We start from the raw sequence: 24,835 nt of genomic DNA, 5'->3' as shown, positions 1-24,835 counted from the left end.
CATTGGTTTCTTTACTACACTCTGAGTCATAGGTTTCGCGCAATAACCACCACGGGTATTTGATGACTGAGGCTCGCCAAACACACACTGCCTTTTTCGAGCTTGTTTCGGCGTTGTCGACAGCCTTTGTCACGGCGCGTCACGAAGAGCTCAGTGCCGTGAATCAGCGTGCATTGGCGGTCATTGGGCACTATTTCAATGCGGATCGTACTTACATCTTTGAGTTTTCTCCTGACCGTTCACATGCTGATAATACCTATGAATGGTGTGCGCCGGGCGTTTCCTCTCAATTGGAGCATTTGCAGAACATCGCCACTGCAGATTTTTATGTGTGGTTTCAGCCTTGGCATCGTGGCGAGGTGGTGCAGATTTCCGATGTGACAGCGTTGCCGGAAAACAGTCCGGAGCGCGCGCTGTTGGCCCCGCAGGGTATTCGCTCGGTCATTATGTTGCCTTTGCACAGCAGCGATGGGCTATTGGGCATGTTTGGTATTGATCTCGTGCGTGCTCAACACGTATGGACGGAAGAAGAAACAGCTGCTCTTAAGTTGGTTGCTGGTAATCTTTGCGGCAGCTTGCTGCGCGGGCGAGCAGTACAGCAACTGCGTACACTTGCTTTGTATGACCCGGTGACGGAACTGCCCAACCGTCACCATCTTGGTACCTTGCTGACCTCATGCGCCATCGAGGCGAGGTCGGCAGATGGTCTGAGCGGATTGTTGTTGCTGGACTTAGACCATTTCAAAACCTTGAATGACAGCCATGGGCATCAATACGGTGACCTGTTGTTGGTTGAACTGGCGGCGCGTTTGAGCGCCCTATTGCAGCCCGCAGATATACTGGCCCGGGTTGGCGGTGATGAGTTTGCTTTGGTGATGCGCGATTTGGCTCCCAGCAAAAACCTGGCCGAGGCGCAGTTAAAGGCCTTAGCTGAACGCGCGATGCAGGTGTGTGGTCAGGTGTTTCATTTAGGTGACATTGAGCATCGTATATCTTTGAGCGTAGGGGCCTGTGTATTTCAGTCGCTGGAGGAGTCGGTCGACGTGTTGCTGAAGCATGCTGAGCTTGCCATGTATCAGGCCAAGGCGGCGGGACGAGATACCCTGCGCTTTTATGATTCGGCGATGCAGGCTCAGGCGAACGCTCGAGCAGCGCTAGGGCGCGAGCTGCGCACCGCCATTGAAGACCAGCAATGGGTGTTGCACTATCAGCCGCAATTTGACTTGGATTCGCGCGTAGTGGGTGCCGAAGCCTTGATCCGCTGGGAGCATCCAACGCGTGGCATTGTTGCTCCGCCAGAGTTTATTCCCTTCGCTGAAGAGAGCGGTTTGATCATTCCCATCGGGCAATGGGTCTTGCGTCAAGCTTGTCGTCAATTAGCCTTATGGTCTGAATTGCCGCCGTTCAAACACGTCTGTATTTCAGTCAATATCAGCTTGCTGCAATTCCAGCAGCCGGATTTTGTAGATCAGGTACGCTCAGCCTTAGCCGCGACAGGTGCCGATGCAACTCGTTTGAAACTGGAGATCACTGAAAGTTTATTGGCGGTAGACATCACCGATGTCATTGAGAAAATGACTCAGTTGCAGGCTGAGGGCGTAGGATTTTCGCTCGATGACTTCGGTACGGGGTACTCGTCACTCAGCTACCTTAAGCGTTTACCACTCACCGAGGTAAAAATAGACAAAAGCTTTGTTAGGGATATTTTGGCAGACAGCAGTGATGTTGCCATCGCCAAAATGGTCGTTGCTTTGGCCGATTGCATGGACTTAGGTGTGGTGGCCGAAGGTGTTGAGAACGCGGCACAGCGAGACTTGCTGGCCCAGTTGGGTTGTCAGTGTTTTCAGGGATTCTGGTTCAGCAAGCCACTGGATATCATTCCGTTCGAGCAGCGTTTTGGTGGCTGATGGCGCTCTGGGCAGGCGGTTTTACTGACCTGCGTCAGCCCCGCTCCCTTGAGACGGCTTAAGGGAACCCCTACTATGTTTTGTTAACGGAATGAACCAAGGAGCATCTGTGGCAAAACCTGAGAAAACTCCCCACCAAGTACCCGTAAATACGCTCGCACGATTACGTTCGTTGGCTCATTGGTTGATATTTTACGCCGTACTTTGGTTGTTGCTGGCCGAGGGTAGCGGTTGGTACCTGGGTGCTTTCCTAGTACCGGCTGCGGCAGCATTAACGGTGCGCCTAGGGCTGCGCATTCCGCGTTTGCAGTGGCGTCATTTGCCAGCGTTTCTATGGTTCTTCGGTCGAGAAGTTGCTGTAGGCGGCTGGGATGTGGCGCGGCGGGCTTTTTCTCCGCGCGTATCTGTTTCTCCCCGTTGGACATACTACACCTTCGCGGCGCACCGGCCTCGCGTGCGCCTAGCGGTATCGGCTTGCATTGGCTTGATGCCTGGTACCTTGTCGTCCGGTGTGCTGGGTGACCGCATGACAGTGCACGTGTTGGATGATCAGCGTGATTGGCAGACGGCTATCCATAGGCTGGAAACGCATCTCGACCAACTGTTTCCGGGAGCGCAGACATGATGTGGCTGGCAACGCTCCTGCTATTGACGATTCTGGCTGGCTTATACCGCGTGGTGCGCGGGCCGACCGCCGTTGATCGACTGATGTCCATTCAATTATTCGGCACGGCCGGGGTCGCCATTATGCTGGTATTGGCTCAAGTGGAAGAGGCACCTGCCCTGCGTGATGCGGCCTTGGTGTTGGCTCTGCTGGCGGCCGTGGTGTCGGCTGCTCTGGTGCAGTATCTGCGGAGGGGGCGGCATGAGTGATCTGTTGCTTTGGATCAGCGGCCTGTTCTTTGTCGCCGGTGGCTTTTTCTTTGTAGCCGGTACGCTAGGGCTGCTGCGCTTTCCGGATGTCTACAGCCGTCTTCACGCGGTGACTAAGGCCGATACGTTAGGCTTTGGTTTGGTGGTCATTGGCCTGAGCGTACGCGCGGACAGCCTACAAACAGTGGTGATCATGGTGCTGGTGTGGTTGCTGGTGCTGGCCTCAGGCGCAACCGCTTGTCAGTTGTTGGCGCGTTATGCCCACGAAGAAGATGCGCCAGCGGAGGAAGAAGTGCATGGCGCTGACTGACTGGGTCTTCGATGGCGTGCTGGGGTTGCTGGTGGTGGTGTTGGCGGTGGCCGTACTCTATGCCCGAACGCTGTACGCCAGTATTGTGCTGTTCATCGCTTTTGGTTTGTTGCTGGCTGTGGTGTGGGCGCGCCTAGGCGCTGCCGATCTGGCCTTAGCGGAAGCCGCCATTGGTGCGGGCCTGACCGGCGCGTTGTTGCTGGCCGCGTTGGCACAAACATCTACCACACCCTTTGCGGAACAGCGCAGTGCCCACTGGACGCGCCAGCGTTGGCCTGCCACTGGGTTGGCGTTGCTGGTCGGCGTGCTGCTGGTGCGTTCATTGGTCGGACTGGATCGCATGGCGGAGCCCGGCTTAATGGATGCTGTCACACAGAACATGGCTGACGCTGGTGTGGGTCACCCTGTTACCGCAGTGCTGTTGAATTTCCGCGCGTGGGATACCTTACTCGAACTCGTCGTACTGCTGCTGGCCCTTCTGGGCGTGCGCCAATTGGCCACTAAGCCCTTGGTGATTGCTGCACCCTGGGCCTTGTTAGAAGCATGGAGTCGGATACTGGCACCACTGGCGGTACTGGTCGGCGGGTATCTGTTGTGGCGTGGTTCGAATTATCCGGGTGGAGCCTTTCAGTCCGGTGCGTTGCTGGCCGCTGCGGCCGTAGTTCTGCGTTTAAATCATCTTCTGCCGCCGGTGCGTTGGTCGTCTTGGGGGGTACGCATCTTGGTTTTATTGGGCGTAGCGGTATTCCTCACAGTCGCTATTTTCACCCACTGGCTGGGTGCTGGCTGGCTTAATTATCCACTGCCCTTTAATGGACTATTAATCTTGCTGATTGAAATTGCGGCTACGGTGTCCATTGCCACCACGTTGACTCTGCTGGTGGTCGGTGAGCCAGACGAGGTGCGCGCATGACGCCGGTAATGTTCTGGCTAGGCATTGGCATCGTGCTGTTCGTGCTGGGTCTGCACGGCGTCTTGCTGGCGCGCCAAGCCATTCGTCGCATCATCGCCATTAACATCATGGGCAGTGGGGTCTTTCTGGTTATGGTGGCGTTGGCTGCACGCGGTGAGGCCCGCGACCCGGTATTGCACGCCTTGGTGGTGACCGGGCTCGTGGTCGCTGTCAGCGCCACGGCATTCGCCTTGCGGTTGGCGACTGCGGCGCAGGCCGGTGATAAAAAAGCATCGGAGCCGAAGGCATGACCTACGCGCTCATCAGTCTGTTAATTCCCTTACTGACCGCGCTGGTGCTGTTGCTCACCGGTTCGCGCCGGGGTGTCTGGGTCATTCTGGCCAGCGCGCTGAGTTTGGTGGCGGCGGCTTTTGCGCTGCTGTCGGTGATGGGCAGCGGTACACAGTATTTGGCACTGGGCGGCTGGGAAGCGCCATTGGGCATTCGTTTTCACCTGCAGCCCGTCGCGGCTTTACTGCTGGTTTTCACGGCACTCATTCATTTGTTGGTGGCGGTGTACGCAGAGCGCAGTAGCCACAGTCAGACGCGCGACACCGACTATTGGCCTCTGTCGAGCCTACTGCACGCCAGCTTGGCGGCTTTGTGGCTGTCAAACGATCTGTTCAACTGGTACGTCACGCTGGAGTTGCTCGGCTTGGTGGCCGTTGCGCTGGTGACCTTGTCGGGTCGCAAAGCGTACGGCGCTGCATTGCGTTACCTACTGCTGTCGCTGGTCGGCTCGCTGTGTTACTTGCTCGGTGTGGCGCTGTTGTATGGCCGTTATGGCGTGCTGGATGTGACCCTGCTGGCCGAGCTGACGGTGGCCGATGCCACTACTCAAATGGCGTTGCTGTTGATGACCCTGGGTCTGATGGTTAAGGGCGCGCTGTGGCCGATGCACCTCTGGTTGCCCCCGGCGCATGCCGGCGCACCGACCTCGGTCAGCGCGCTACTGTCGGCGCTGGTGGTGAAGGGTCCCATTTTCATCCTGTGGGTGCTTTGGGCAAAAGTCGCTCCGCCTGAGCTGGCGGTATCCGCAGGCTGGTTGATGGCTGTCGCGGGGGTAATTGCATTGATCTCGGCAGGTTGGTCGGCTATTCGCACACCTTACATCAAGGTGTTGGTGGCCTACTCCACGGTGGCCCAGCTGGGTTACGCCCTTTTAGCGCTGGGGCTGTTGCTGTACTGGCAAGAGCCGGAGCTGGAAGTCGCCCTATGGTTGTTCATCATTGCCCATGGGTTGGCTAAGGTCTCGATGTTTTTGGCCGCCGGTGAAATGCAGGCGACCATTGGCACTAAACGTGTGGCGGGGCTGAAAGGCGCCACAGAAACCATGCCAGTGGCCATGTTCGCTTTTGCGGTGGCCGGGGGCAGCTTGATCGGTTTGCCGCCGAGCGGTGGTTTTGTGGCCAAGTGGATACTGCTGCTGCCATTGTTTGCGGAGCCCGCTCACTGGCCGTGGGCCTTGGGTGTCTTGGTCGGCACCTTGGTCAGTGCCGCCTATGTGTTTCGTGTGGTGGCCCTAGCCTTCGACCGGGCTGACCCAGTACGGCCCGACTTCGTGCCCGATCGCTTTGCGCAATGGCTCGCTTTGTTGCCGGCGCTGCTGGTATGGGGCATGGCGTTGATCAGTCAGCCGCTCATTCAATGGCTGACGGGGGTGAGCGGATGAACCTCGGTTGGACCAGTATTCTGCCGGTGTTGATCGTCCTCAGTTCGTTAATACCCGGCCTCTTAATATTCACCTTGCGCGAAGAGCGGATTCGCACGCGCACGGCGCTGAACTTGTTTGGTGTGGTATTGAAACTGGCGTTGGTCGGCTTAATGCTGTTCGGCGTCAGTCAGGGCATGGTCTTTCACTTCGAGTTGCCCTTCCTGCCTTTTGCGCCACTGATTCTGCAGGGTGATGCATTGTCGCTGCAGTTTGTCAGTCTGTCTTCTGTGCTGTGGCTGGCGACCACCGTGTACGCAATAGGCTATTTGGAAGGGGCCAAGCTGCGTTCGCGTTTCTTTGGCTATTTCAGTCTGTGTGTCAGTGCAACGGTCGGGCTGGCGCTGGCGGGTAACCTCGTTACCTTCTTGTTGTTCTATGAGCTGCTGACCCTGGCAACCTTTCCCTTGGTGGTGCACCGCGGTACACCAGAGGCCCTGCGTGCAGGTCGCATTTATTTGGCCTTCACCATGGGGGGTGGCGTGCTGGCGCTGATGGGCGTGGCGGTTTTACACACCATCGCGGGCAGTCCGGAATTCGTTGAAGGCGGCTATCTGTCCGGATTCATTCAAGACTTCAGCCCCGCGCTGATGCTGGCCTTTGTGTTGCTGATTACCGGTCTGGGCGTCAAAGCTGCCCTGGTGCCGTTACACGGTTGGCTGCCGCAAGCCATGGTCGCCCCCGCGCCGGTCAGCGCGCTGTTGCACGCGGTCGCAGTGGTGAAGGCGGGGGCTTTTGGTATTGTGCGGGTGGTGTACGACGTGTTCGGCGTTGGCACCATGCAGGCCATGAATCTGCACTTGCCCTTGCTGTGGCTAGCGGCGCTGACCATCGTTTACGGTTCGGTAAAGGCCCTGCAACAACAAGACATCAAGAAGCGTCTGGCCTATTCGACCGTCAGCCAGGTGTCCTATATCACCCTTGGGGTGGCACTGATGGGCCCGCTGGCAGCGGTGGGGGCGTTGGTGCATTTGGTGCATCAAGGGTTGATGAAGGTTACCTTGTTCTTTGCCGCAGGTAACTTTGCCGAGTCTCTGCACGTGCACCGTATTGACGAGATGAACGGCATTGGCAAACGCATGCCGTTGACCATGGCGGCTTTCACGGTGGGTGCTTTGGGGATGATGGGTGCGCCGCCGATCGCCGGGTTTATCAGCAAACTGTATCTGGGGCAGGGGGCGCTGCAAGTGAATCAGGCTTGGGTCATTGGCGTGCTGATGTTGTCGGGCATGCTCAATGCCGCGTACTTTCTGCCCATACTGTACCGTGGCTGGTTTATGTCGCCGCCTACCGAATGGCCGAAAGACACCAAGTTGGGCGGTGGTGCGCCGGGCTGGCGTGAAACACATTGGATGCTGCTGTTACCGGTGCTGTTCACCGCTGCCCTGTCCATACTTGTGGGCGTGCTGGCCGGTACGGATCTGAGCCCGCTGAACTGGGCGCAGTTGATTGTGAATCGGGAGTTTGACCTATGACAGGATTCCTATGGTTGACGGTGCCGCTCACGCCGCTGCTGGCGATAATAGCGCTGGTGCTCTGGCCGGCGCTGCGTGACCGCTTGATGCCGTGGTTGTGGCTGGTCTGCTTGCCTGCCCTGTGGCTGGTCTGGTCGACACCGGAGCCGCTGGTACTGACGTGGCTGTGGCCCGGGGCCGAGTGGGGCCTGGGTCAGCTCGGCAGTGACGCAGTGGGGCGGGCTTTTCTCGGGTTTACGGCGTTGCTTTGGGCGGCAGCCAGTGTGTTCAGCTGGGTGAGTCAGCGCGCCCATGCGCAACGCCTGCGTTATTGGGTATTCTGGTTGCTCGCGCTCAGCGGCAACCTGCTGTTGATCATTGCGCAAGACGGCGCCAGCTACTATGTCGGCTTCACGATGATGAGTTTGTCGGCCTACGGCCTAGTGGTTCACAACGGCGGGCCCGGTCCGCGGCACGCTGGCCGGGTGTATTTACAGCTCGCCATACTGGGTGAGATGCTCATCTACGCCGGTTTGCTGATGCGCATATTTGAAGCGAACGGCTTGCTGAATTTAGCCGATTGGCTCCCCGCACCGACTAATACGTTAACCGCAGTGCTGTTGATTGTCGGCTTTGGCTTAAAGGCCGGGTTTTGGCCCTTGCACGTCTGGCTGCCCTTGGCGCATCCGGCGGCGCCAGCGGCGGCCAGTGCAGTGCTGTCAGGTGCCATGATCAAAGCCGGTGTGCTGGGTTTGTGGCGGTTCCTGCCCGAAGCCGACCCATGGCTGCAGCAAGCAGCCCCGGTGTTGGTCGGGATAGGCCTGATCAGTGCGTTTTTCGGCGTTGTGGTGGGCTTGTATCAGGTGAAAGCCAAATCGGCCTTGGCCTATTCGTCAGTCAGCCAAGTGGGTTACCTGTTGATCATCGTGTCGTTGGCGTGGCTGCATCCAGAGCAAAGAGCACTTTGGGGTGGTGTGTTGGCGCTGTATGCGGTGCATCATGGCCTAGCCAAAGGCGCGCTGTTCATGGGCGCTGGAGTGGCTATGCACCAGCGCTTTAATCGTTGGTATTGGGTGCTGATGGCCTTGCCCGCGTTGGCGCTGGTGGGCCTCCCTTTAACGAGCGGTGGCGCGGCGAAAACCGCCTTAAAAGCGGCCTTTGAAGACACAACACTGGTCAGTTGGCTGGTCTTGCTGACCGTCGGGTCGTTCGGCACGGCCTTGTTGTTGGCGCGCGTGATCTGGCTAACACACCAGATGCAGCCCGTAGCCGACAGTGACACCAAGAATGTATCGGGCACGCATCCGGCCATGCTGGGGTCTTGGGCGCTGGTCTGTGTGATGCCCATCGCTTTGCCGTGGCTCTGGCTGGAGCTGCGCAGCGCCATGCTTTACAGTCTGTCCATATACGCCAGCTGGGCGCTGTTGTGGCCGTTGTTGCTCGCGGCTGCACTTGTCTTCGCCGCGCTTAAATTCGGCTGGCGCACACCGGCTTTTTTGCTGCGCTTGCGCAGCCCTGCGCCCTTGGTGGCGTTTCAAATAAAACGCTTGCTGTCGCCGCGCCGAGGTCAGTCTCCGGCAAGCGAAGCGGCTTGGTCAGCACGAGCATTGGAGCGCCGCTGGAATCGGTTTTGGCAGAAGGGCACCGTGGCAATGACCGCATGGGTCTTGATGGTATTACTGCTGCTTGGTTGGTTGTGGTAGTTCAGCATCTCAACACTTTTGCACTCGCGGAAGTGGGTAAATGTTCCTTTGGGTTCGACCAATAAGTGGACGGATGTTCGAGGAAGGCCAGGCGCTAGATTCCTATGTGATCTGTTTGGGCTTGGCGTCCGAATGGACAGGGTATTGAGGGTGACTCGTTGTGGACTTTATTTTCCTCGCAGACAAACAAGACATGAAGCCAGTCGTGGCGAGATGGTACTTCGAAGAGTGGGGGCGGCTCAGGGAGGGGGCTTCCGTCGCGTCTTTTGAGGATACGCTGAATGATTACCTTAACCGAGACTGTCTACCACTCATTATTATGGCCCTAGATGGAGATAAGGTCATGGGTGTAGCGCAGCTGCGCTATCACGAAATGTCGATCTACCCTGAGAAAGAACACTGGCTAGGCGGCGTTTACGTGGACGCTGAACACCGTGGAAAGAATGTTGCTTCAGCATTGGTTAAAAAAATTGAGCAGGTCGCTCTTTCGCTGAGAGTCAGCGAGTTGCACTTGCAGACGGAAAGCTTAAGTGGTGGTCTCTATGCCCGTTTAGGTTGGCAGCCGGTTGAGCAAGTGACCTATCGCGGCGTCGATGTTCTGGTAATGACTAAACGCATTGAAGCATAAAAACGCGAGTGTAGACTCTGCATTTCCGCGCTGCGAACGGCCCTAACTGCCAGAGAGGGAGAGAGCCGTTTGTACGTGCTCGTCGGGGTGCCTAGGTCGGGAAAGAGCACGTGGGCTACAGCTATGAAGCGGGCGGAGCCGAACTCAATTATCTTTGATGCAATCTTGGTCAGACACTCGGAGCGAGCGCCCATCTTGGCGGAAGCCCAGCGACACGATGTCATGGCGATTGCCGTATGGTTTCAGACGAGTCTAGACGTATGCCTTGCGAGAAACGCAGCGCGCCCCGCGGATCACCTTGTCAGCGAGGGTGATAACTAGCTACATTGGGTACAATTGTTGGCTGAGAATGTTTGGAAATTGTCGTGAAACAGAAAGAAAGAGATAAGTTGCTGAGTTATGTACTTGGATATACTGGAGTTTCCGCGTTGATCGCATTGACCGACTCGATGAGGCGTTCAAAAACCTTAACCGTAATGGTGGTAATTGGCTTGGTGGGCGTTCTTAGTTTTTTCTACTTCCTTTTGAACATTGGTGGTGTGTGACGTCCCGTGTTGGCAAAGTGGTTCTCGACTAGACGCGGCAAGGCGCGTCAATGTTCCTTTTCACGGAACATTCTTATCGCTTATCGGCTTTCTTACGGGACAGCGCTAAGTCGTAGACTTCGTTGCGGTTTCGTTTTCCGACGGCAAGAACGGTGACTGTTATGGTGGTGTCCGATACTGAATAGACCAGGCGGTATCCCAGCTGGCGGAGTTTTATTTTGTACAGGTTCATACCGCCGCTTACTGCTGCCGATGGAACATGTGGATTGATTAGTCGCTCTTTGAGTTTCTTAATGAAAATTTCCCGCACATTCGGGCCGAGCTTCTTCCATTCCTTCAGCGCACTTTTCTTAAACGTTAACTCATAGGTCATCAAGGTTAACCTTTATGCTTTCTTCGTCCATGCGGCTCTTGGCAAGAGCCAAGAGCTCTTTGTCTTCAATGAGATCCATCAGTGCTTCATAGGCTTCTGCGGGGATACAATAAAACGCAGGCTCATTCCGGTTTAGAACCGCAATCGGCATGCCTTCTCCACTGGCTACGACTTTCATGGGGTTGGCTTTCAGTTCAGAGATGCTGGCTGCTACGTCGGTAAGAATTAGATGTGTCATCGGGATGCCTTGATTTGCTGGATGGCTATGTGACCTAATAATAGTCCTGTTAAATGGTCTCGTAAAGTCATGAGGTCGATCAACTCAAACTCAACTCGCGGAACTAAATTCTGCGCTGACCAACAGAAGGAAAACAATGACCCAGTTTAACGATGGCGAACAGTATTTCGATGCCTCCTTCAAGAAGCTTGAGCTGCCTGAGGAAAACTACACAGACATCGAGTTTGAGGATTGCCAGTTCTCAGACTGCGACTTTTCCGGTACGGGCTTTCGGAGCTGCAAGTTCGTTAACTGCGAGTTCGAGCGTTGCAATCTCAGCTTGATCAATCTGTCCAATTCGAGCTTGTTCGGCGTTACTTTTCGAGAGAGCAAGCTGGTGGGCGTAGACTGGACCAAAGCCACTTGGGCTATTTATCGCGTAGACTTCGAGTTGAAGTTCGAGCGCTGCATCTTGAATGACTCTTCGTTCTTCGGGCTGACCTTACACGAGCTGGTTCTGGACGAATGTAAGTTACACGATGTTGATTTTCGTGAAGGCAATTTCTCCGAGTCCACCATGACCTACTGCGACTTTACCAGCAGCGTGTTCATGCGGACTAACCTACAAAAAGTCGATTTCAGCGAATCGACCGCCTACGGAATTAACGTGCTGGAAAACGACGTGAAAGGGGCCAAATTTTCACGCTATGAAGCACTCAGCTTGCTAGAGTGCTTAGGTGTCGAGTTGGTTGATTAGAGAGGGGGCGTCATTCCAGACGCCCAAGGGTATGGTAAACCTGATGACGAGGCCTTCCGTGACATGCTCAGTCGGCGATTAACCCTGGGAACTTCCGTAAATAGGTCAAGAACGTCGGGCTGATGCCTTCCTGCTCCAGCAAGGCGGGCTGTACCGGTGTTTGTGGTGGTGCATAAGCTGGGTCTGCCTGAATGCGCTTGGGAAAGTCATGCACCAGAACACCGGCTCTACCCATGGCCACATAGTCGGCGCCTTGTGCCAAGGCATGCTCGGCGTCGGCAGCGGTCATGATCTTACCCGCCACGCCCAGTTTCACGTCGCCCCGGTCAAGTTCGGTGAACAGTGACATCAATGTGCGGCCTTTGTAGTGCTCGTCTTCGGGCTCTTTCTTGAAATCCCAAAGAGACAGATCGATGTAGTCCAACGCATCGCTGGCAAGCAAGCGTTGAGTTATTTCGAGCATCTCCGGCAGAACCAAGCCGAAACGCTCGGTTGAAATACGCACGCCGACCTGGAAGTCAGCACGGCAAGCGGCGCGAATACCGTCGAGCACAGCGAACAGCAGGCGGGCGCGATTGTCGAGCGAGCCACCCCAGCGATCTTGTCGCTGGTTGTATTCGGGTGAGAGGAATTGGGCGATGATGTAGCCATGGGCTCCGTGGATCTGGACGCCATCAAAGCCCGCTTGGTCGGCGCGCTTGGCGGCGTGTATGAAGTCCTCCACCAAAGTGTCCACTTCGGCCTCGGTCATGGCTCTAGCCCCTGTTTCGGCATGATCGGAAGGCCCGACGATGTCGTCTAATTCGCTCAAGGCGCGGATGCCAGCGTGATGAAGTTGCAGTGAAGACACCGCCCCGGCCTCTCGTAGACCCGTGGCCAAGCGAGTTAAGCCGGGTAAATGATCGTCATTAAAGCAGCCCAATTGGCCTGGGAAGCCTTGGCCATTAGCTTGCACATGGCTGGCACAGGTAGTGACTAACCCAAAACCACCTTGGGCACGCATCGTTAACCAATGGTATTCGTCGTCACTCAACGTGCCGTCGGCGTGGCTTTGGGTGTTGGTCAGCGGAGCCAGTACTAGGCGGTTTGTGGGTGCGGGTCCGCGTTTGAGTGCTAGCGGGTTGAACAATGACGGCGCGGTACTTTGGCTGGGCATCGAGTAAAAATCTCTGTAAGAAACGGACAGGTGGTGAGTAGTGCACCACTTATATGTAAATGCATGTGTTACATGACGTGGGGCCAACCGAGCAGTAATTCAACCGTGTTCTCACCATCAAGAACTCGCCACCAGAGGCCCATCTTCGGGATTATTGAGGTTTCAGCACGTCGCGCCAAGAGTGCTTAGGGGCAAAGCCAACCAGACGCTTGGCCTTGGTGTTGTCGTAGAAGGTTTCGTTGGGTGACATTTCTCGTTTTTGCGGTACACCTTGATAGAAACGATCAATGACTTCTTGGCTGCTGATGCCCACCGATAGGTCGTCGTTGGCGACGTTAAAGACTTCATAACCCAGTCCATCGGTTTTCAGGCAGCGGTCGACCATATGGCCCAGGTCGCGCGCGTCGATATAGGCAAATATATTGCGGCGGCGCAGGGCAGGGTTGTCCATAAAGGCCGGGAAGTTGATGGCGTATTCGTGCGGCTCTATCACATTGTTGATGCGCAAGCCGTAAATGTCGAAACCGCTGCGGGCCTGAAAGGAACGGGCGGTCGCTTCGTTGACAACCTTGGACATGGCATAGCTGTCTTGAGGAACGGTCGGATGATCTTCATCAATGGGAATGTAATCCGGTTTCTTCTCGCCATCGGCGAAGCAAACGCCATAGGTGGTTTCGGAAGAGGCGAAAATCACTTTGCGAATGCCGAGTTTGGTTGCCGCATCCAGCACGTTGTAAGTGCTCATGGTATTGATGCGAAAGGTTTCGTTGTCCGGGCGCAGCAGAATGCGAGCGATGGCCGCAAAGTGCACTACGGCGTCGTAGGCCGGTATGCCGGTGCCGGGTTCCAGCTCATCGAAATTGGCGTAGGCGTGCAGGGCGTTGAATACCTGCCCAGCGTCGGTTAGATCCACCTGCAGTGAATCTACCCCTGGCATATCCAGCGGGATGATATCTGCGTTCGTAACATGGTGACCTTGTTCAATCAGATAGGCGATGGCATGACGGCCAGCCTTACCACTGCCTCCGGTAAATAAAATACGCATGAGTCGGTACCTGGTGTGCAAAAATGAACCTCAGAGGATAGCTGGGACAGTCAGTAATGGCTAATAGACCTTTGCTTGCTCGTAGGCCCCTTCTGTCAGGAGTGTTGTCGAGAAAAGAGCGATGCTATAGATTTCTTTACTTGCTTAGGTTTAACGTAACTTTGAGAGGCACTCATGCATTACATTTTATTCTACGACTATTCGGCGGATTACCTAGAGCGCCGCAGCGAGTTCCGCGACGAACACCTTGCAATGGCTTGGGCAGCGCAAGGCGCGGGCCAGATAGTCTTGGCGGGTGCATTAGCGGAGCCAGCCGACGGTGCTGTGTTGATCTTCGATGTTGAGTCGCCCGATGTTATCGAACGCTTTGCCGAGGCAGACCCCTACGTCCGCAATGGCTTGGTGACAGGTTACCGTATACGACCCTGGACAACGGTGGTTGGTGATCTGGCTGGTACTCCGATAAAGCCGGGCTGATGCAGCCATATAGAATGCCATAACACTCCCGGCGTGCCCTTCTGGGGCGCCGTCTCTCCTTCCGCCCCACGATAGTCACAACCTTCTAAGCATATGAAAAATACATCGTTTTCAATGGCGCTATAAAACCGTACTATGCGCGGCCATTTCGGTGCCACGTCCTTTCGGGCGTGCATAGTTGAGGTAAGTTGTTTGTGATTGAGTTTCAACAGGTTCACAAGTCGTATCGGGTGGCCGGGGTGGCTGTACCCGCAGTGCAGCCCTGTGATTTGGTGATTCCGGCAAAAACAGTTTTTGGTTTGATTGGTCATTCAGGGGCGGGAAAGAGCACGCTGCTGCGTCTGATCAACCGGCTGGAAGAGCCGACCGGCGGCACTATTAAGGTGGATGGCGAAGCAGTCACGGCGCTGTCGGCGCAGGGTTTGCGGCGCTTTCGGCAACGGGTCGGCATGATCTTTCAGCACTTCAATCTGTTGTCCTCTAAAACCGTGGCGGAAAACGTGGGTATGCCTTTGATGTTGGGCGGTAATCATACGCGGGCGGAAATTAAAGCCCGAGTCGCCCAGTTGTTAGCGCGTGTCGGTCTCAGTGAGCACGCGGATAAATACCCTGCGCAGTTGTCGGGTGGTCAAAAGCAGCGGGTCGGCATTGCGCGTGCGTTGTCTACCGGCCCGAGTATTCTGCTGTGTGACGAGGCCACCAGTGCTCTCGACCCGCAAACCACGAGTCAGGTATTGAGCTTGCTGGCGGAACTGAACCGTGAGCTGGGCCTGACCATCGTCATCATCACCCACGAAATGGAAGTCATCCGTAAGGTGTGTGACCACGTGGCGGTGATGGACGCGGGGGCTATTGTGGAGCAAGGCCCGGTCAGCGAGGTGTTTTTGCATCCGCAACACCCGACGACACAGCGTTTTGTGCAAGAAGCCGAGCGCAGCAGCGACTTATCCGAAGGTGATGAATTCGCGGCCATTACCGGCAGTGTTCCCGGCACAGTGGTGCGCTTAACCACGGTGGGTGAGCATACGCATTTGCCGTTGTTAGGTGCCGTAGCGCGCCAGACCGGCGTTGATTACCGGATTTTGCAGGCGCGTGTAGACCGCATTAAGGATACGCCCTACGGGCAGTTCACCGTGGCGCTGGTCGATGGAGACAGCTCCGCTGCCATCGCACTGTTTCAAGAGGCACAGGTAACCGTGGAGGTGATTCGCGCATGAACGACTTTATGAGCGCACTGTTGGTCAATGTCGACTGGTACGACATCGGCTGGGCCACCATGGACACCCTGATGATGCTGGGTGGTTCGTTATTGTTTACCGTGCTGTTGGGTTTGCCTCTGGGCGTGCTGTTGTTCTTGACCAGCCCGCGCCAGATGTTTGAGCGCAAGGTGTTGTACCAAGTGCTGTCGGTGTTGGTGAACGCCTTACGTTCTCTGCCCTTTATCATTTTGCTGATTGTGATGATCCCACTGACTTTGGTGATTACCGGGACATCGCTCGGGGTTGCGGGTGCCATTCCGCCACTGGTGGCCGGTGCTACGCCGTTCTTTGCGCGCTTGGTGGAGTCTGCCTTGCGTGAAGTGGATAAAGGCATCATCGAAGCCACGCAGGCTATGGGGGCGTCAACGCGCCAAATCATTGTGCATGCGCTGTTGCCGGAAGCGCGACCGGGCATCATAGCGGCGACGACGGTGACGGCCATTACGTTGGTGTCCTACACCGCCATGGCGGGTGTGGTTGGGGCTGGCGGGCTGGGTGACTTGGCGGTGCGCTTTGGGTATCAGCGTTTTCAGACCGACGTTATGGTGGTCACGGTGGTTCTGCTGTTGTTGCTGGTTCAAGTATTGCAGTCCTTGGGTGACCGCTTGGTGTTGCATTTTTCTCGGCGGTGAAGTCATTAGATAGGTAGCACCGTCATCGTTTTACATCGACTTTTTATTGATCGTTAAATATTAGGAGTAATACTCACATGAAACGTTTATTCATTGTCTTGACCGTATGGGCAGCTTTGGCTGCATTCTCGGCGCAGGCACAAACGCAAACACTCAGTGTAGCGGCCACGGCGGTACCCCATGCAGAGCTCTTGGAGCAGGTAAAACCTGTGTTGGAAAGCCAGGGCATTAAGCTGGAAATTCGCGTGTTCACCGATTACGTGCAGCCCAATGTGCAGGTGGTGGAGCGCCGTTTGGACGCCAACTTCTTTCAGCATCAGCCATATCTCGACAGCTTCAATAGCAGTCGCAACACCACGTTGGTCAGTGTGGCGGGTATTCATGTGGAGCCTTTTGGGGTCTATTCCAATCGCCACGAGAGCTTGGACGATTTGCCGAACCGCGCTCAGGTAGCCATTCCAAACGACGTCACCAACGGTGGCCGTGCGTTGCTGTTGTTGCAAACCGCTGGCTTGATTACGTTAAACCCGGACGCAGGTATTACGGCGAGTCCACGTGATATCGTGTCGAACCCTAAAAACCTGCGTTTCAATGAATTGGAAGCGGCCACCTTGCCGCGGGTGCTGAACCAAGTCGACTTGGCGCTGATCAATACCAACTACGCACTGGAAGCGGGCTTGAACCCAATGGACGATGCCTTGATCATTGAAGGCACCGACTCACCGTACGTGAACATTCTGGTGACGCGCGCCGGGCAAGAAGACAACCCAGCGTTGTTGGCGTTGCGTGATGCGCTGCGCAGTGAAGCCGTGCGGGCGTTCATTGAAGAGCGTTATGAAGGCGCGGTCGTACCGGCGTTTTAAGCGACGTATTCACGCTCAGCCCGGCTGAGTAAAAAAGGGGTTGTCTTCATGCGTTGAACTCGTTAAGGTTTAACGCATGAAGACAACTCGCTCGTTCGTACAACTGCTATCCCTCCTACGACTACTCTGATCGTCCGTTAGGCCCTGCCTGACACATCGCAAGACCCGAAACATTCGAAAAACCATCAGAGCTTAGAAAACCATGTTGTTATTCACCACACCTATCTTGCAGACCTTACGGGTCAACCTACTCGGCCTACTACGACTGCCCTCCGGAGGCTGAGCCGTGTGTTTTTGGCGGTGCTCAGTCACCTCATCTCTTGCCGCCAAGCACTGAAATATCCAAATATTAAAGAGAGTAGACTGAGCCATGAGCACATCGACCAACACGCCAAAGACCATTCGTTCCTCGTTCGACCACCGCAAATACGTCGCCTACGACGCCCCCGTATTACCTGACCGTACTTGGCCAGACCAAGTGATCACCCAGGCGCCCATCTGGTGCAGCGTCGACCTGCGCGACGGCAACCAAGCCTTAGTTGACCCCATGACTGTGCCGCAGAAAGTCACCATGTTTGAATTGTTGGTGGACATGGGGTTCAAAGAAATTGAGATCGGCTTCCCATCGGCGTCGCAAACCGAGTTCGACTTCTGTCGCAAACTGATCGAAGAAAACCGTATTCCCGACGATGTGACCATCCAGGTATTGGTGCAAGCACGCGAGCCGCTGATCGCTCGCACTTACGAAGCCTTGCAAGGGGCAAAAAAGGCCATCGTGCACGTGTACAACTCCACATCGCGCGTGCAGCGTCAACAGGTCTTTCGCCAAGACATGAACGCCATTCGGAACCTGGCGCGTCAAGGCGCGCGCTGGGTGAAAAACTACGCCATGCAATACCCGGACACCCAGTGGCGTTTTCAGTACTCGCCGGAAAGCTTCACCGGTACCGAATTGGAATACGCCATATCGGTGTGCAATGCGGTGCTGGATGTGTGGCAGCCCAAAGCCGATGCCAAAGCCATCATTAACTTACCCGCCACTGTTGAAATGAGTACACCCAATGTGTTTGCGGACCAAGTGGAGCGCGTGCACCGGGCGTTGGCCTATCGCGATGCCGTGGTGCTGAGCGTACACACCCATAATGACCGAGGTACCGGAATCGCGGCGTCGGAAATGGCTGTCATGGCCGGTGCGGATCGTGTTGAAGGTACCTTGCTGGGTAATGGCGAGCGCACCGGCAATATGGACATCTTCACCATGGCGATGAATCTGTATTCGCGTGGGGTAGACCCTGAACTGTATTTGGCCGATGTAGACCGGATCGAACAGGTGTATACCGAGTGCAATAACTTGCCCGTGCACCCGCGTCATCCCTACATTGGTGAGCTGGTGTATACGGCGTTCTCGGGCAGTCATCAGGACGCGATCAAAAAATGCTTGGATGCCCGCCAATCCGATGACCCGTGGGAAGTGGCTTATCTGCCGATTGATCCAGCCGACTTGGGCCGCAATTATGAGGCGGTGATCCGTGTGAATTCTCAGTCGGGCAAAGGTGGTGTGGCGTATTTGCTGGAGCAGCAAACCGGGTTCCGGTTGCCGCGCGCGCTTCAGGTGGCATTCAGTCAGGTGGTGCAACAGGAGTCCGAGCGTTCGTCAAAAGAGATCCGTACGGACTGGATAGAAGCGGCCTTCAATGAGCAATATTGTCGCCAGGCACCACTGGAAATTGAAAGTTATCGCTTGAACGCTGCACGTGACGGCAAAGACCAGCTGGCCGTAGAGGTTCGTTTTCATGGGCAAGTACAGACCTGGGTCGGGCAAGGCCAGGGCCCACTGGCAGCGTGGGTCAATGCCATTAACAGCCATTGCGGTTTGAGTCTGGAAGTGGACGACTATGCGGAACACAGTTTAGGGCATGATAAAGATGCCGACGCGGTGGCCTTTGTGGAATTGACCATGGGTAGTGCAACCTATTGGGGTTGCGCCACGGGCAGCGATATTGTGCGCACGGCGCTGGAAGCGGTCGCGGCAGGATGCAATGCAGCATTGCAATGCACAAGAGAGGGCAGCGAATTGTCGGCATTTGCTTAGAAGTTTCTTAATAAGTATATGCTCTATAGTGATTAGACGGCGGTCACGTGGCAGTCTATATTATGGTGCTGTGTAGGGGTGATCGCGCGTGCGAGCGCTCCGTTCCCAACTTTCGCTGACAGGAACGTAAGCATGAGAATGATAAAAACAACAATGGGTGCGCTCGTCGTATCGAGCGCATTGATCGCCGGGACGGTGGTGGCCGAGCAGCAAGCATTAACAGCGGCACAATTGCAGTCCTCTGTGCTGGCCGGTGGTTGCGCTGGCTGCCATGGTACCGATGGTCGCTTGAGTGGTTTTCCTAACCGCCCGGCACAAGCTCTGGAAACTCAGTTACTGAATTTTAAATACGATCGTATTCCATCCACCGTTATGGGCCGCATTACCAAGGGTTTCACCGATGAAGAACTCGCTGAAATTGCCCGCTACTTCGCCAGTGTTGGCAACTGATAAGGAGTCATCACATGACTGACAAGAATTTGAGCAAGCAGGGTGTTTCCCGTCGTACTCTTATCAAAGGTGTTGGCGCTGTGGGCGCACTGACGACATTGAGCGCCTGTGCGACCATTGGTAGCCGACGGCAGGTTGACGGTCGCGTAGTGGTCATCGGCGGCGGCTTCGGCGGTGCTACGGCCGCAAAGTACATTAAGCGCGCCAACCCGAATATCGACGTTACTCTGGTTGAGCCTGCGCGTACCTTTTATACCTGCCCATTCAGCAACCTATACTTAGGTGGTATTCGCCAGTTTGAAGAGATTGGCCATGGTTACGATGAACTGCGCAATGTGTACGGTGTCCGTGTGATTCATACGCTGGCGGAAGACATTGACGCCGTGAACCACACGGTCAGCTTGGCGAACGGCAACACTTTGCAGTACGACCGTTTGGTGATGTCGCCGGGTATCGACATGCGTTGGGATGCTATTGAAGGGTATGACGAAGCGGCCGCTGAATTGGCACCGCATGCGTGGAAAGCCGGTTCACAAACGCAGATTCTGAAGCGCCAATTGGAAAGCATGGAAGACGGCGGTTTGTTTGTGATGGTTGCTCCACCGAACCCGTACCGCTGCCCTCCTGGCCCTTACGAGCGTGCCAGTATGGTTGCGCACTACTTTTCGCAGCATAAACCCAATTCGAAGATTTTGATTCTCGACCCTAAGGATGCGTTCTCTAAGCAAGGCCTGTTCACCGACGGTTGGAACGCGCTGTACGGCGACCGTATTGAGTGGGTTGGCCTGTCAAACGACGGTCGGGTTACACGGGTAGATGCCGCACGTCGCGAAGTAGAGACTGAGTTTGGCACGCGCCATCAGGCGGCAGTGCTGAACGTGATTCCAGCGCAGAAGGCGGGTTGGATTGCCGATCGTGCCGGTGTTACCGACAGCAGTGGTTGGGTGCCAGTGAAAGCACAGACGTTTGAGTCGCAACTGGCGGCAGACATCTATGTAGTTGGTGATGCGACCGTCGCCGCACCGATGCCGAAGTCAGGGTTCTGCGCTAACTCGCAAGCAAAAGTGGCCGCAGCTGCTATCGTGGCGTCGTTGGACAGCCGTGATGCGCCAGCACCGTACTTCACCAACACCTGCTACAGTTTGATCGCACCAGATTATGGTGTGTCCGTGGCCGGCATCTACAACCTCAATGCGGAAGGTAATATTCAGGAAGTGCCTGGATCAGGCGGTTTGAGCCCGCGTCAGGCGGATCGCAGTGTGCGGCGCGCAGAAGCGCAGTATGCGCACAGTTGGTACAATGCGATTTGTCAGGATGCGTGGGGCACTAACGCCTAAAAGCCTCTTTTCTCGATCTGGCGTTGTTAAAAATGTCCTCAAAACGCTCACTTACTTTTAGTAAGCTGCGCGTTAGTGGACATTTTTGCCTAGCCAGATTTTAGCCTCCGAGGTTTTTGGCTGACCTTTATTTGCATGTGAAGTCGAGTAGTAGAGCATGAGCAACACAGAGCTGGTGTTATTGGGTGGTGGTTTGATCGGCTTGCTGATGGGCGGCGTGGGGCAGCGTACAGGCTTTTGCCTGATGCGTGGCCTGCAACACGCTTGGGTGCAGGGCGATGGTCGTAAGTTGCGGGCCTTTGCGTTGGCCATGGCTGTAGCGTTGCTGGCGAGCCAGCTGCTCACCTTGGTGACCGACCTCAGCCTCGACCGGGCGCTGTATTTGCAGCCGTCCATGTCGTGGCTGCTGGTGCCGCTCGGTGGTGCTCTGTTTGGATATGGCATGGTACTGGCTAATGGCTGCGGGGCGCGCTCCTTGGTGCTGCTTGGTCAAGGCAATCTGCGCTCCTTCGTGGTGTTGCTGTGTTTGGGTATCGCCGCTTACATGACGATGTCTGGGGTGCTTGCCCCGATCCGCCTGTGGCTGGAAGGTATTAGCACCGTTCGGCTTCCGGCGCGCAGTTTGCCGGGCATGCTAACCCAAGCTAACGTAGATCCTAAGCTGGCACTGTGGCTGTGTACCGCCGTCTTATCTGGCCTTCTGGCGTTCTGGGCGTTACGCAACAAAGCGTTTTTAGCGTCGCGTCCTGATCTCACCAGCGGCGTGGTCATGGGGTTGCTTGTGGCGGCAGGTTGGTGGGTGACCGGCGTTCTAGGTGATGACTTCTTCACGCCTGTGCGCTTGGCATCTTTAACCTTCATTGCGCCCATTGGGGATAGTGTTCAGTACTTGATGATCGCTACCGGCATGGCACCGACGTTCAGTATTGCTGTTGTGGGAGGGGTGATTGTGGGTAGCTTCGTTATGGCGCTGCTTGGCGGTCGCTTTCAGTGGGAGACGTTCTCGTCACCACAACATATGCAGCGCTCTGTGTCAGGAGGAATCCTGATGGGCGTAGGTGGCGTATTGTCATTAGGGTGCAGTATCGGTCAAGGGCTGACCGGCTTTTCGACCTTGGCACTCACTTCTTTTGTAGCCATCGGTGGGATTTTATTGGGGGCTTGGATCGGTCTAAAAAGCCCGTTAAAGGTGTAAAAATATGTTGTTTCGTTTGTTATCTCTGGTCCTTTTGGTAATGGTCTCGACGTCGGTTTCCGCGGACTGGCAGCGCTTTGACGCGGTTCGTGCCGCAGTGGGCGACGCCACACCACAATCCCGAGGTATTACCCTGGATTTGCCGCTGGTGTCCGAAGACGGTTCTGCCGTGCCCATGACGGTTAAGATCGATAGCCCCATGCGGGCCGACCAATATGTGCAAAGCATTCAAATCTTTGCGCAAGGCAACCCGAATGCTGAGGTTGTCGATTTCTTTCTCACACCCTTAATGGGTTCGGCAGAGGTATCCAGCCGTATTCGGATCAACGAAAGCCAAACCATTTGGGCGGTTGCGCGCAGCAATACAGGTGACGTTTGGGTAACCAGCCGTGATGTACGCGTAACGGTGGGGGGGTGTTTGATGACGTCAGACGATAACTCTACTGTGCGTCTTAGCCAAGGCCGTGTAGCAGTGCCGCGCTCTTTTAACGCTGGGCGGCCCGGCGAAGTGCGCACCTTGGTAACGCACCCTATGGAAACTGGCTTGCGTGAAGGGCCGAATGGCGACATCTTGCCGCGTCGTTTGGTGGACACCTTGACCGTCACACTAGGCAACGAAACGGTTTTCGAAGTGCGTATGCACACGGCGGTCTCGGCAAACCCTTATGTGCGGTTCTTTCTTGCGCCACAGCAATCAGGACAAGCCGAGTTTGCGTGGCAGGAAGACACCGGTGAGCGATTGGTCGAACAAGTTGCCCTCAGTGTTAACTGATGGTGGCCAGTCTATACCCAACCTAAACTGCGCAGCATAAACAAGCCGAGCGTTGTGGTGAGCAACGAAAAGAACGTGGTCACGACGATGATCTCGGCCGCCAGTTCTCCCCACGGTGTCATGGCACGAGCCATGACGAAGCTGGCCGCTGCAGTCGGTGAGGCCATCATCAAAAAGAGAATCCCCAAGGCTTCAGCGCGGAAGCCGAGCAAGTAGGCAATGCCGACCGCTAGCACCGGAATCACAATCAACTTAAAGCCGCTGGCGATCATCACCAGATAACGATTGTTGCGTAAGCTTTGAAATTGCAGGCTGGCTCCCACGCAAATTAAGGCAACGGGCAATGTCAGATCTGCCAGACCCTGCAACGTCGAGTTGGCGAGTCCGGGTAAGTCCCAGCCGGTTATAGACCAGAGCAGCCCCAGCAGTACACCAATAATCAGTGGGTTACGGAATAGCTGTGAGACAAGCTTAAGTGGTGATAGACGTGTTTGTCCGGCTTGCAGAACCACAATGGCGGCCAGATTGTAGATCAATGTAATGAAGGCTAGGTATAAAGAGGCGAGCGGGATGACCTCGGTGCCAAAGGCGTTGACCACCATGGCTAAGCCAATGATACCCATATTCCCGCGATATGCCCCCTGCACGAAGACGCCGCGCCGCGACCGGTCAGTGGTGAATAAGGGGGTAATTAGCCAGAGAACTATGATTGAGGCCAAGGTAAAAATCGCTGCGTAACCAATCAAATCACCTTGCCAGCTATCAACAATCGACGAGCGTGCGGTATTTAAGAACAGCAGCGTTGGCAAGCACCACGTAAACACCAAGCGATTGGCATCATGAATAAAGGCATCACTGAGGCGGTTGGTGCGCTTTAAGGCATGGCCGCCAGCGAGCCAAAGCAAAATAGGGAGGGTGGTAGACAGCGAAAACAGCAGGTTGTCCAATAGCGTCACAAAGGTTCTCCCCGTGGCGTCGGCGGTAGGTTAGATGAAGGGCAAAGCGGGCGAAGTTTACCATAAGCCGGTTTAGCGCGCGGAATGCTTTGCTGCGAAGATGGTAATTTAATTGATCTGTAACAGGACAGATTAGGTCAGGTTCGGTAAAGTCTGCTGCAGGCACCCAAAACCAGTGCACTCGCAATAGAGTTGCTGTTTAGATAGCCTAGACAAGCAGTACTGCACGTATTGTCATCCGGTTTGCCTAAGCTGCCGTAGCACAAAACATCAGCTGGAGTGGTCATGGACGTTATGAAAGTTATCGGGCGACCTACCGAATTAGGGGGGATTCCCTTATTGCGCGTATTGCCGCATCGTACTTGCCGTGCGGTAGGCCCCTTCGTGTTTGTCGATCATATGGGGCCAGTTGAGCCGACGCATATGCAGGTAGCCCCTCACCCCCACATCGGTTTACACACCCTGACTTGGTTATTCAGCGGTGAGTTGGTGCATCGTGACAGCCTAGGGACCGTCCAGCCTATTCGTCCTGGCGAGGTCAATTGGATGTCGGCGGGCTCTGGTGTCACGCATTCAGAGCGCACGCCACCGGGGCGGCCGCAACCGCTGCACGGATTACAATGCTGGGTAGCCCAAAGCGTCGAGCATGAACAAGACCCGGCTGAATTCCAACATCTGCCTGCGGACGCACTTCCGTCTTTTTCCCGTGACGGTATTCACTGGACAGTGGTGGTGGGGCATTGGCTGGAAGAACACTCACCGCTGCAAATAAACTGGCCCACGTTCTTTGTTGAAGGCGTAACGGAAGCGCCGGATGAATGGGATTGGCCATACCCCGGCATTTGGGCGTTTGGTATCTATGTAGTGGAAGGGAGCTTGACCGTTAGCTTCAACGGTCGTACCGAAGTCGTGGCCGCTGGAGAACTGTTGTTCATACCGCCGGTGCGCGGCGGTCTGCCGCAGCCCAGTGTGGCAGCTGACGCAGGGGTTCGTTTCGTATGTTTGGGTGGAGAGCCCTTACCCGAAGAGCGTTTTTTTGACTGGAATTTCGTCGCCAGTGATCGAGCGCTGCTTGAGACTGCACGTGCAGACTGGATAGCTCAGCGCCGCTTCCCCACAGTGCCGAAGGAATCAGAGCGCATTCCACACCCGTCGGAAAACGAACAATAGC

General features: G+C 55.6%; 28 protein-coding genes. 23 read left to right on the top strand and 5 right to left on the bottom strand.

The annotated features are described in order from the left end of the window. Positions 1-62 precede the first annotated feature (62 nt). The 12 genes from NFC81_RS13150 to NFC81_RS13100 all read left to right on the top strand — a co-directional run bounded on the left by NFC81_RS13150 (position 63) and on the right by NFC81_RS13100 (position 10,083). On the top strand, positions 63-1,907 hold the full coding sequence (locus tag NFC81_RS13150; protein ID WP_304994935.1) for a bifunctional diguanylate cyclase/phosphodiesterase: 1,845 nt from the start codon (positions 63-65) through the stop codon (positions 1,905-1,907). A gap of 109 nt (positions 1,908-2,016) precedes the next feature. Next, the gene (locus tag NFC81_RS13145) at positions 2,017-2,532 is read left to right on the top strand and encodes a Na+/H+ antiporter subunit E (protein ID WP_304994934.1); all 516 of its coding nucleotides are present in this window, start codon (positions 2,017-2,019) and stop codon (positions 2,530-2,532) included. Further along, positions 2,529-2,780: a monovalent cation/H+ antiporter complex subunit F gene (locus NFC81_RS13140; RefSeq protein WP_304994933.1), complete on the top strand. Its 252-nt coding sequence runs from the start codon at positions 2,529-2,531 to the stop codon at positions 2,778-2,780. Before NFC81_RS13145 ends, NFC81_RS13140 begins: the two co-directional genes overlap by 4 nt. Further along, entirely contained in the window at positions 2,773-3,090 is a 318-nt protein-coding gene (gene mnhG / locus NFC81_RS13135; RefSeq protein ID WP_304994932.1) for a monovalent cation/H(+) antiporter subunit G, read from the top strand. The genes NFC81_RS13140 and mnhG overlap by 8 nt, the downstream gene beginning before the upstream one ends. After that, the gene (locus tag NFC81_RS13130) at positions 3,077-4,003 is read left to right on the top strand and encodes a Na(+)/H(+) antiporter subunit B (protein WP_304994931.1); all 927 of its coding nucleotides are present in this window, start codon (positions 3,077-3,079) and stop codon (positions 4,001-4,003) included. Before mnhG ends, NFC81_RS13130 begins: the two co-directional genes overlap by 14 nt. Beyond that, the gene (locus NFC81_RS13125; protein ID WP_304994930.1) at positions 4,000-4,293 is read left to right on the top strand and encodes an NADH-quinone oxidoreductase subunit K; all 294 of its coding nucleotides are present in this window, start codon (positions 4,000-4,002) and stop codon (positions 4,291-4,293) included. Before NFC81_RS13130 ends, NFC81_RS13125 begins: the two co-directional genes overlap by 4 nt. After that, the gene (locus NFC81_RS13120) at positions 4,290-5,714 is read left to right on the top strand and encodes a proton-conducting transporter membrane subunit (RefSeq protein ID WP_304994929.1); all 1,425 of its coding nucleotides are present in this window, start codon (positions 4,290-4,292) and stop codon (positions 5,712-5,714) included. Before NFC81_RS13125 ends, NFC81_RS13120 begins: the two co-directional genes overlap by 4 nt. Next, entirely contained in the window at positions 5,624-7,228 is a 1,605-nt protein-coding gene (locus NFC81_RS13115) for a proton-conducting transporter membrane subunit (RefSeq protein ID WP_304994928.1), read from the top strand. Before NFC81_RS13120 ends, NFC81_RS13115 begins: the two co-directional genes overlap by 91 nt. After that, positions 7,225-8,910, top strand: coding sequence for a proton-conducting transporter membrane subunit (locus NFC81_RS13110; protein ID WP_304994927.1), 1,686 nt, complete (start codon positions 7,225-7,227; stop codon positions 8,908-8,910). The genes NFC81_RS13115 and NFC81_RS13110 overlap by 4 nt, the downstream gene beginning before the upstream one ends. 193 nt (positions 8,911-9,103) lie before the next feature. After that, entirely contained in the window at positions 9,104-9,538 is a 435-nt protein-coding gene (locus NFC81_RS13105) for a GNAT family N-acetyltransferase (RefSeq protein ID WP_304996986.1), read from the top strand. Between the two features lie 123 nt (positions 9,539-9,661). After that, positions 9,662-9,859 (top strand): AAA family ATPase, encoded by a 198-nt coding sequence (locus NFC81_RS16005; RefSeq protein WP_370529869.1) that lies wholly within the window; start codon positions 9,662-9,664, stop codon positions 9,857-9,859. A gap of 44 nt (positions 9,860-9,903) precedes the next feature. Further along, complete coding sequence (locus tag NFC81_RS13100; RefSeq protein WP_304994926.1) at positions 9,904-10,083, top strand: hypothetical protein; 180 nt, start codon at positions 9,904-9,906, stop codon at positions 10,081-10,083. A 73-nt stretch (positions 10,084-10,156) separates the two neighbouring features. Here NFC81_RS13100 and NFC81_RS13095 read toward each other — a convergent pair whose 3' ends face one another. Both NFC81_RS13095 and NFC81_RS13090 read right to left on the bottom strand, forming a co-directional pair. Beyond that, positions 10,157-10,456: a type II toxin-antitoxin system RelE/ParE family toxin gene (locus NFC81_RS13095; protein ID WP_304994925.1), complete on the bottom strand. Its 300-nt coding sequence runs from the start codon at positions 10,454-10,456 to the stop codon at positions 10,157-10,159. After that, positions 10,446-10,694, bottom strand: coding sequence for a type II toxin-antitoxin system Phd/YefM family antitoxin (locus tag NFC81_RS13090; protein ID WP_304994924.1), 249 nt, complete (start codon positions 10,692-10,694; stop codon positions 10,446-10,448). The genes NFC81_RS13095 and NFC81_RS13090 overlap by 11 nt, the downstream gene beginning before the upstream one ends. 136 nt (positions 10,695-10,830) lie before the next feature. On the opposite strand from NFC81_RS13090, the gene NFC81_RS13085 reads away from it, so the two are divergent. Beyond that, positions 10,831-11,430: a pentapeptide repeat-containing protein gene (locus tag NFC81_RS13085; RefSeq protein ID WP_304994923.1), complete on the top strand. Its 600-nt coding sequence runs from the start codon at positions 10,831-10,833 to the stop codon at positions 11,428-11,430. A gap of 67 nt (positions 11,431-11,497) precedes the next feature. Here NFC81_RS13085 and NFC81_RS13080 read toward each other — a convergent pair whose 3' ends face one another. Then, positions 11,498-12,586 carry an NADH:flavin oxidoreductase gene (locus NFC81_RS13080; RefSeq protein ID WP_304994922.1) on the bottom strand — a complete coding sequence of 363 codons (1,089 nt, stop codon included), beginning with the start codon at positions 12,584-12,586 and terminating at the stop codon, positions 11,498-11,500. A gap of 151 nt (positions 12,587-12,737) precedes the next feature. Next, entirely contained in the window at positions 12,738-13,631 is an 894-nt protein-coding gene (locus NFC81_RS13075; RefSeq protein ID WP_304994921.1) for an NAD(P)-dependent oxidoreductase, read from the bottom strand. Positions 13,632-13,805: 174 nt separating this feature from the next. Between NFC81_RS13075 and NFC81_RS13070 the strand changes: the two genes are divergently transcribed. The 9 genes from NFC81_RS13070 to NFC81_RS13030 all read left to right on the top strand — a co-directional run bounded on the left by NFC81_RS13070 (position 13,806) and on the right by NFC81_RS13030 (position 22,708). Then, complete coding sequence (locus tag NFC81_RS13070; protein ID WP_304994920.1) at positions 13,806-14,108, top strand: YciI-like protein; 303 nt, start codon at positions 13,806-13,808, stop codon at positions 14,106-14,108. 194 nt (positions 14,109-14,302) lie between these two features. Further along, positions 14,303-15,325, top strand: a complete 1,023-nt coding sequence (locus NFC81_RS13065; RefSeq protein ID WP_304994919.1) for a methionine ABC transporter ATP-binding protein — start codon at positions 14,303-14,305, stop codon at positions 15,323-15,325. A gap of 8 nt (positions 15,326-15,333) precedes the next feature. Next, on the top strand, positions 15,334-15,999 hold the full coding sequence (locus NFC81_RS13060; protein ID WP_304996985.1) for a methionine ABC transporter permease: 666 nt from the start codon (positions 15,334-15,336) through the stop codon (positions 15,997-15,999). A 77-nt stretch (positions 16,000-16,076) separates the two neighbouring features. After that, positions 16,077-16,862, top strand: a complete 786-nt coding sequence (locus NFC81_RS13055) for a MetQ/NlpA family ABC transporter substrate-binding protein (protein ID WP_304994918.1) — start codon at positions 16,077-16,079, stop codon at positions 16,860-16,862. 370 nt (positions 16,863-17,232) lie between these two features. Continuing rightward, the gene (gene leuA, locus NFC81_RS13050; RefSeq protein ID WP_304994917.1) at positions 17,233-18,954 is read left to right on the top strand and encodes a 2-isopropylmalate synthase; all 1,722 of its coding nucleotides are present in this window, start codon (positions 17,233-17,235) and stop codon (positions 18,952-18,954) included. Between the two features lie 132 nt (positions 18,955-19,086). Then, positions 19,087-19,404 (top strand): cytochrome c, class I, encoded by a 318-nt coding sequence (locus NFC81_RS13045; RefSeq protein ID WP_304994916.1) that lies wholly within the window; start codon positions 19,087-19,089, stop codon positions 19,402-19,404. 14 nt (positions 19,405-19,418) lie between these two features. Then, complete coding sequence (locus NFC81_RS13040; RefSeq protein WP_304994915.1) at positions 19,419-20,741, top strand: FCSD flavin-binding domain-containing protein; 1,323 nt, start codon at positions 19,419-19,421, stop codon at positions 20,739-20,741. A 157-nt stretch (positions 20,742-20,898) separates the two neighbouring features. Further along, on the top strand, positions 20,899-21,936 hold the full coding sequence (locus NFC81_RS13035) for a YeeE/YedE family protein (protein ID WP_304994914.1): 1,038 nt from the start codon (positions 20,899-20,901) through the stop codon (positions 21,934-21,936). A gap of 4 nt (positions 21,937-21,940) precedes the next feature. Then, positions 21,941-22,708, top strand: coding sequence for a thiosulfate oxidation carrier protein SoxY (locus NFC81_RS13030; protein WP_304994913.1), 768 nt, complete (start codon positions 21,941-21,943; stop codon positions 22,706-22,708). An 11-nt stretch (positions 22,709-22,719) separates the two neighbouring features. On the opposite strand, the gene NFC81_RS13025 is transcribed toward NFC81_RS13030, so the two are convergent. Further along, entirely contained in the window at positions 22,720-23,664 is a 945-nt protein-coding gene (locus NFC81_RS13025) for an AEC family transporter (RefSeq protein ID WP_304994912.1), read from the bottom strand. A 285-nt stretch (positions 23,665-23,949) separates the two neighbouring features. On the opposite strand from NFC81_RS13025, the gene NFC81_RS13020 reads away from it, so the two are divergent. Next, entirely contained in the window at positions 23,950-24,834 is an 885-nt protein-coding gene (locus NFC81_RS13020) for a pirin family protein (protein ID WP_304994911.1), read from the top strand. The last annotated feature ends 1 nt before the right edge of the window (position 24,835 follow it).

The organism is Salinispirillum sp. LH 10-3-1 (assembly GCF_030643825.1).
In the GTDB taxonomy this organism is placed as follows: Bacteria; Pseudomonadota; Gammaproteobacteria; order Pseudomonadales; family Natronospirillaceae; genus Salinispirillum.
The sequence above is the reverse complement of the archived record's forward strand: the minus strand, read 5'-3'. Positions and strand labels throughout refer to the sequence as shown.

Coding starts and splice junctions, on each gene's coding strand:
- mnhG (WP_304994932.1), top strand. CDS start 2,773: ATGAGTGATCTGTTGCTTTGGATCAGCGGCCTGTTCTTTGTCGCCGGT.
- NFC81_RS13125 (WP_304994930.1), top strand. CDS start 4,000: ATGACGCCGGTAATGTTCTGGCTAGGCATTGGCATCGTGCTGTTCGTG.
- NFC81_RS13040 (WP_304994915.1), top strand. CDS start 19,419: ATGACTGACAAGAATTTGAGCAAGCAGGGTGTTTCCCGTCGTACTCTT.
- NFC81_RS13075 (WP_304994921.1), bottom strand. CDS start 13,631: ATGCGTATTTTATTTACCGGAGGCAGTGGTAAGGCTGGCCGTCATGCC.
- NFC81_RS13070 (WP_304994920.1), top strand. CDS start 13,806: ATGCATTACATTTTATTCTACGACTATTCGGCGGATTACCTAGAGCGC.
- NFC81_RS13045 (WP_304994916.1), top strand. CDS start 19,087: ATGAGAATGATAAAAACAACAATGGGTGCGCTCGTCGTATCGAGCGCA.
- NFC81_RS16005 (WP_370529869.1), top strand. CDS start 9,662: ATGAAGCGGGCGGAGCCGAACTCAATTATCTTTGATGCAATCTTGGTC.
- NFC81_RS13035 (WP_304994914.1), top strand. CDS start 20,899: ATGAGCAACACAGAGCTGGTGTTATTGGGTGGTGGTTTGATCGGCTTG.
- NFC81_RS13055 (WP_304994918.1), top strand. CDS start 16,077: ATGAAACGTTTATTCATTGTCTTGACCGTATGGGCAGCTTTGGCTGCA.
- NFC81_RS13060 (WP_304996985.1), top strand. CDS start 15,334: ATGAGCGCACTGTTGGTCAATGTCGACTGGTACGACATCGGCTGGGCC.
- NFC81_RS13030 (WP_304994913.1), top strand. CDS start 21,941: ATGTTGTTTCGTTTGTTATCTCTGGTCCTTTTGGTAATGGTCTCGACG.
- NFC81_RS13085 (WP_304994923.1), top strand. CDS start 10,831: ATGACCCAGTTTAACGATGGCGAACAGTATTTCGATGCCTCCTTCAAG.
- NFC81_RS13095 (WP_304994925.1), bottom strand. CDS start 10,456: ATGACCTATGAGTTAACGTTTAAGAAAAGTGCGCTGAAGGAATGGAAG.
- leuA (WP_304994917.1), top strand. CDS start 17,233: ATGAGCACATCGACCAACACGCCAAAGACCATTCGTTCCTCGTTCGAC.
- NFC81_RS13140 (WP_304994933.1), top strand. CDS start 2,529: ATGATGTGGCTGGCAACGCTCCTGCTATTGACGATTCTGGCTGGCTTA.
- NFC81_RS13090 (WP_304994924.1), bottom strand. CDS start 10,694: ATGACACATCTAATTCTTACCGACGTAGCAGCCAGCATCTCTGAACTG.
- NFC81_RS13130 (WP_304994931.1), top strand. CDS start 3,077: ATGGCGCTGACTGACTGGGTCTTCGATGGCGTGCTGGGGTTGCTGGTG.
- NFC81_RS13120 (WP_304994929.1), top strand. CDS start 4,290: ATGACCTACGCGCTCATCAGTCTGTTAATTCCCTTACTGACCGCGCTG.
- NFC81_RS13105 (WP_304996986.1), top strand. CDS start 9,104: ATGAAGCCAGTCGTGGCGAGATGGTACTTCGAAGAGTGGGGGCGGCTC.
- NFC81_RS13150 (WP_304994935.1), top strand. CDS start 63: ATGACTGAGGCTCGCCAAACACACACTGCCTTTTTCGAGCTTGTTTCG.
- NFC81_RS13080 (WP_304994922.1), bottom strand. CDS start 12,586: ATGCCCAGCCAAAGTACCGCGCCGTCATTGTTCAACCCGCTAGCACTC.
- NFC81_RS13020 (WP_304994911.1), top strand. CDS start 23,950: ATGGACGTTATGAAAGTTATCGGGCGACCTACCGAATTAGGGGGGATT.
- NFC81_RS13115 (WP_304994928.1), top strand. CDS start 5,624: ATGGCTCGCTTTGTTGCCGGCGCTGCTGGTATGGGGCATGGCGTTGAT.
- NFC81_RS13110 (WP_304994927.1), top strand. CDS start 7,225: ATGACAGGATTCCTATGGTTGACGGTGCCGCTCACGCCGCTGCTGGCG.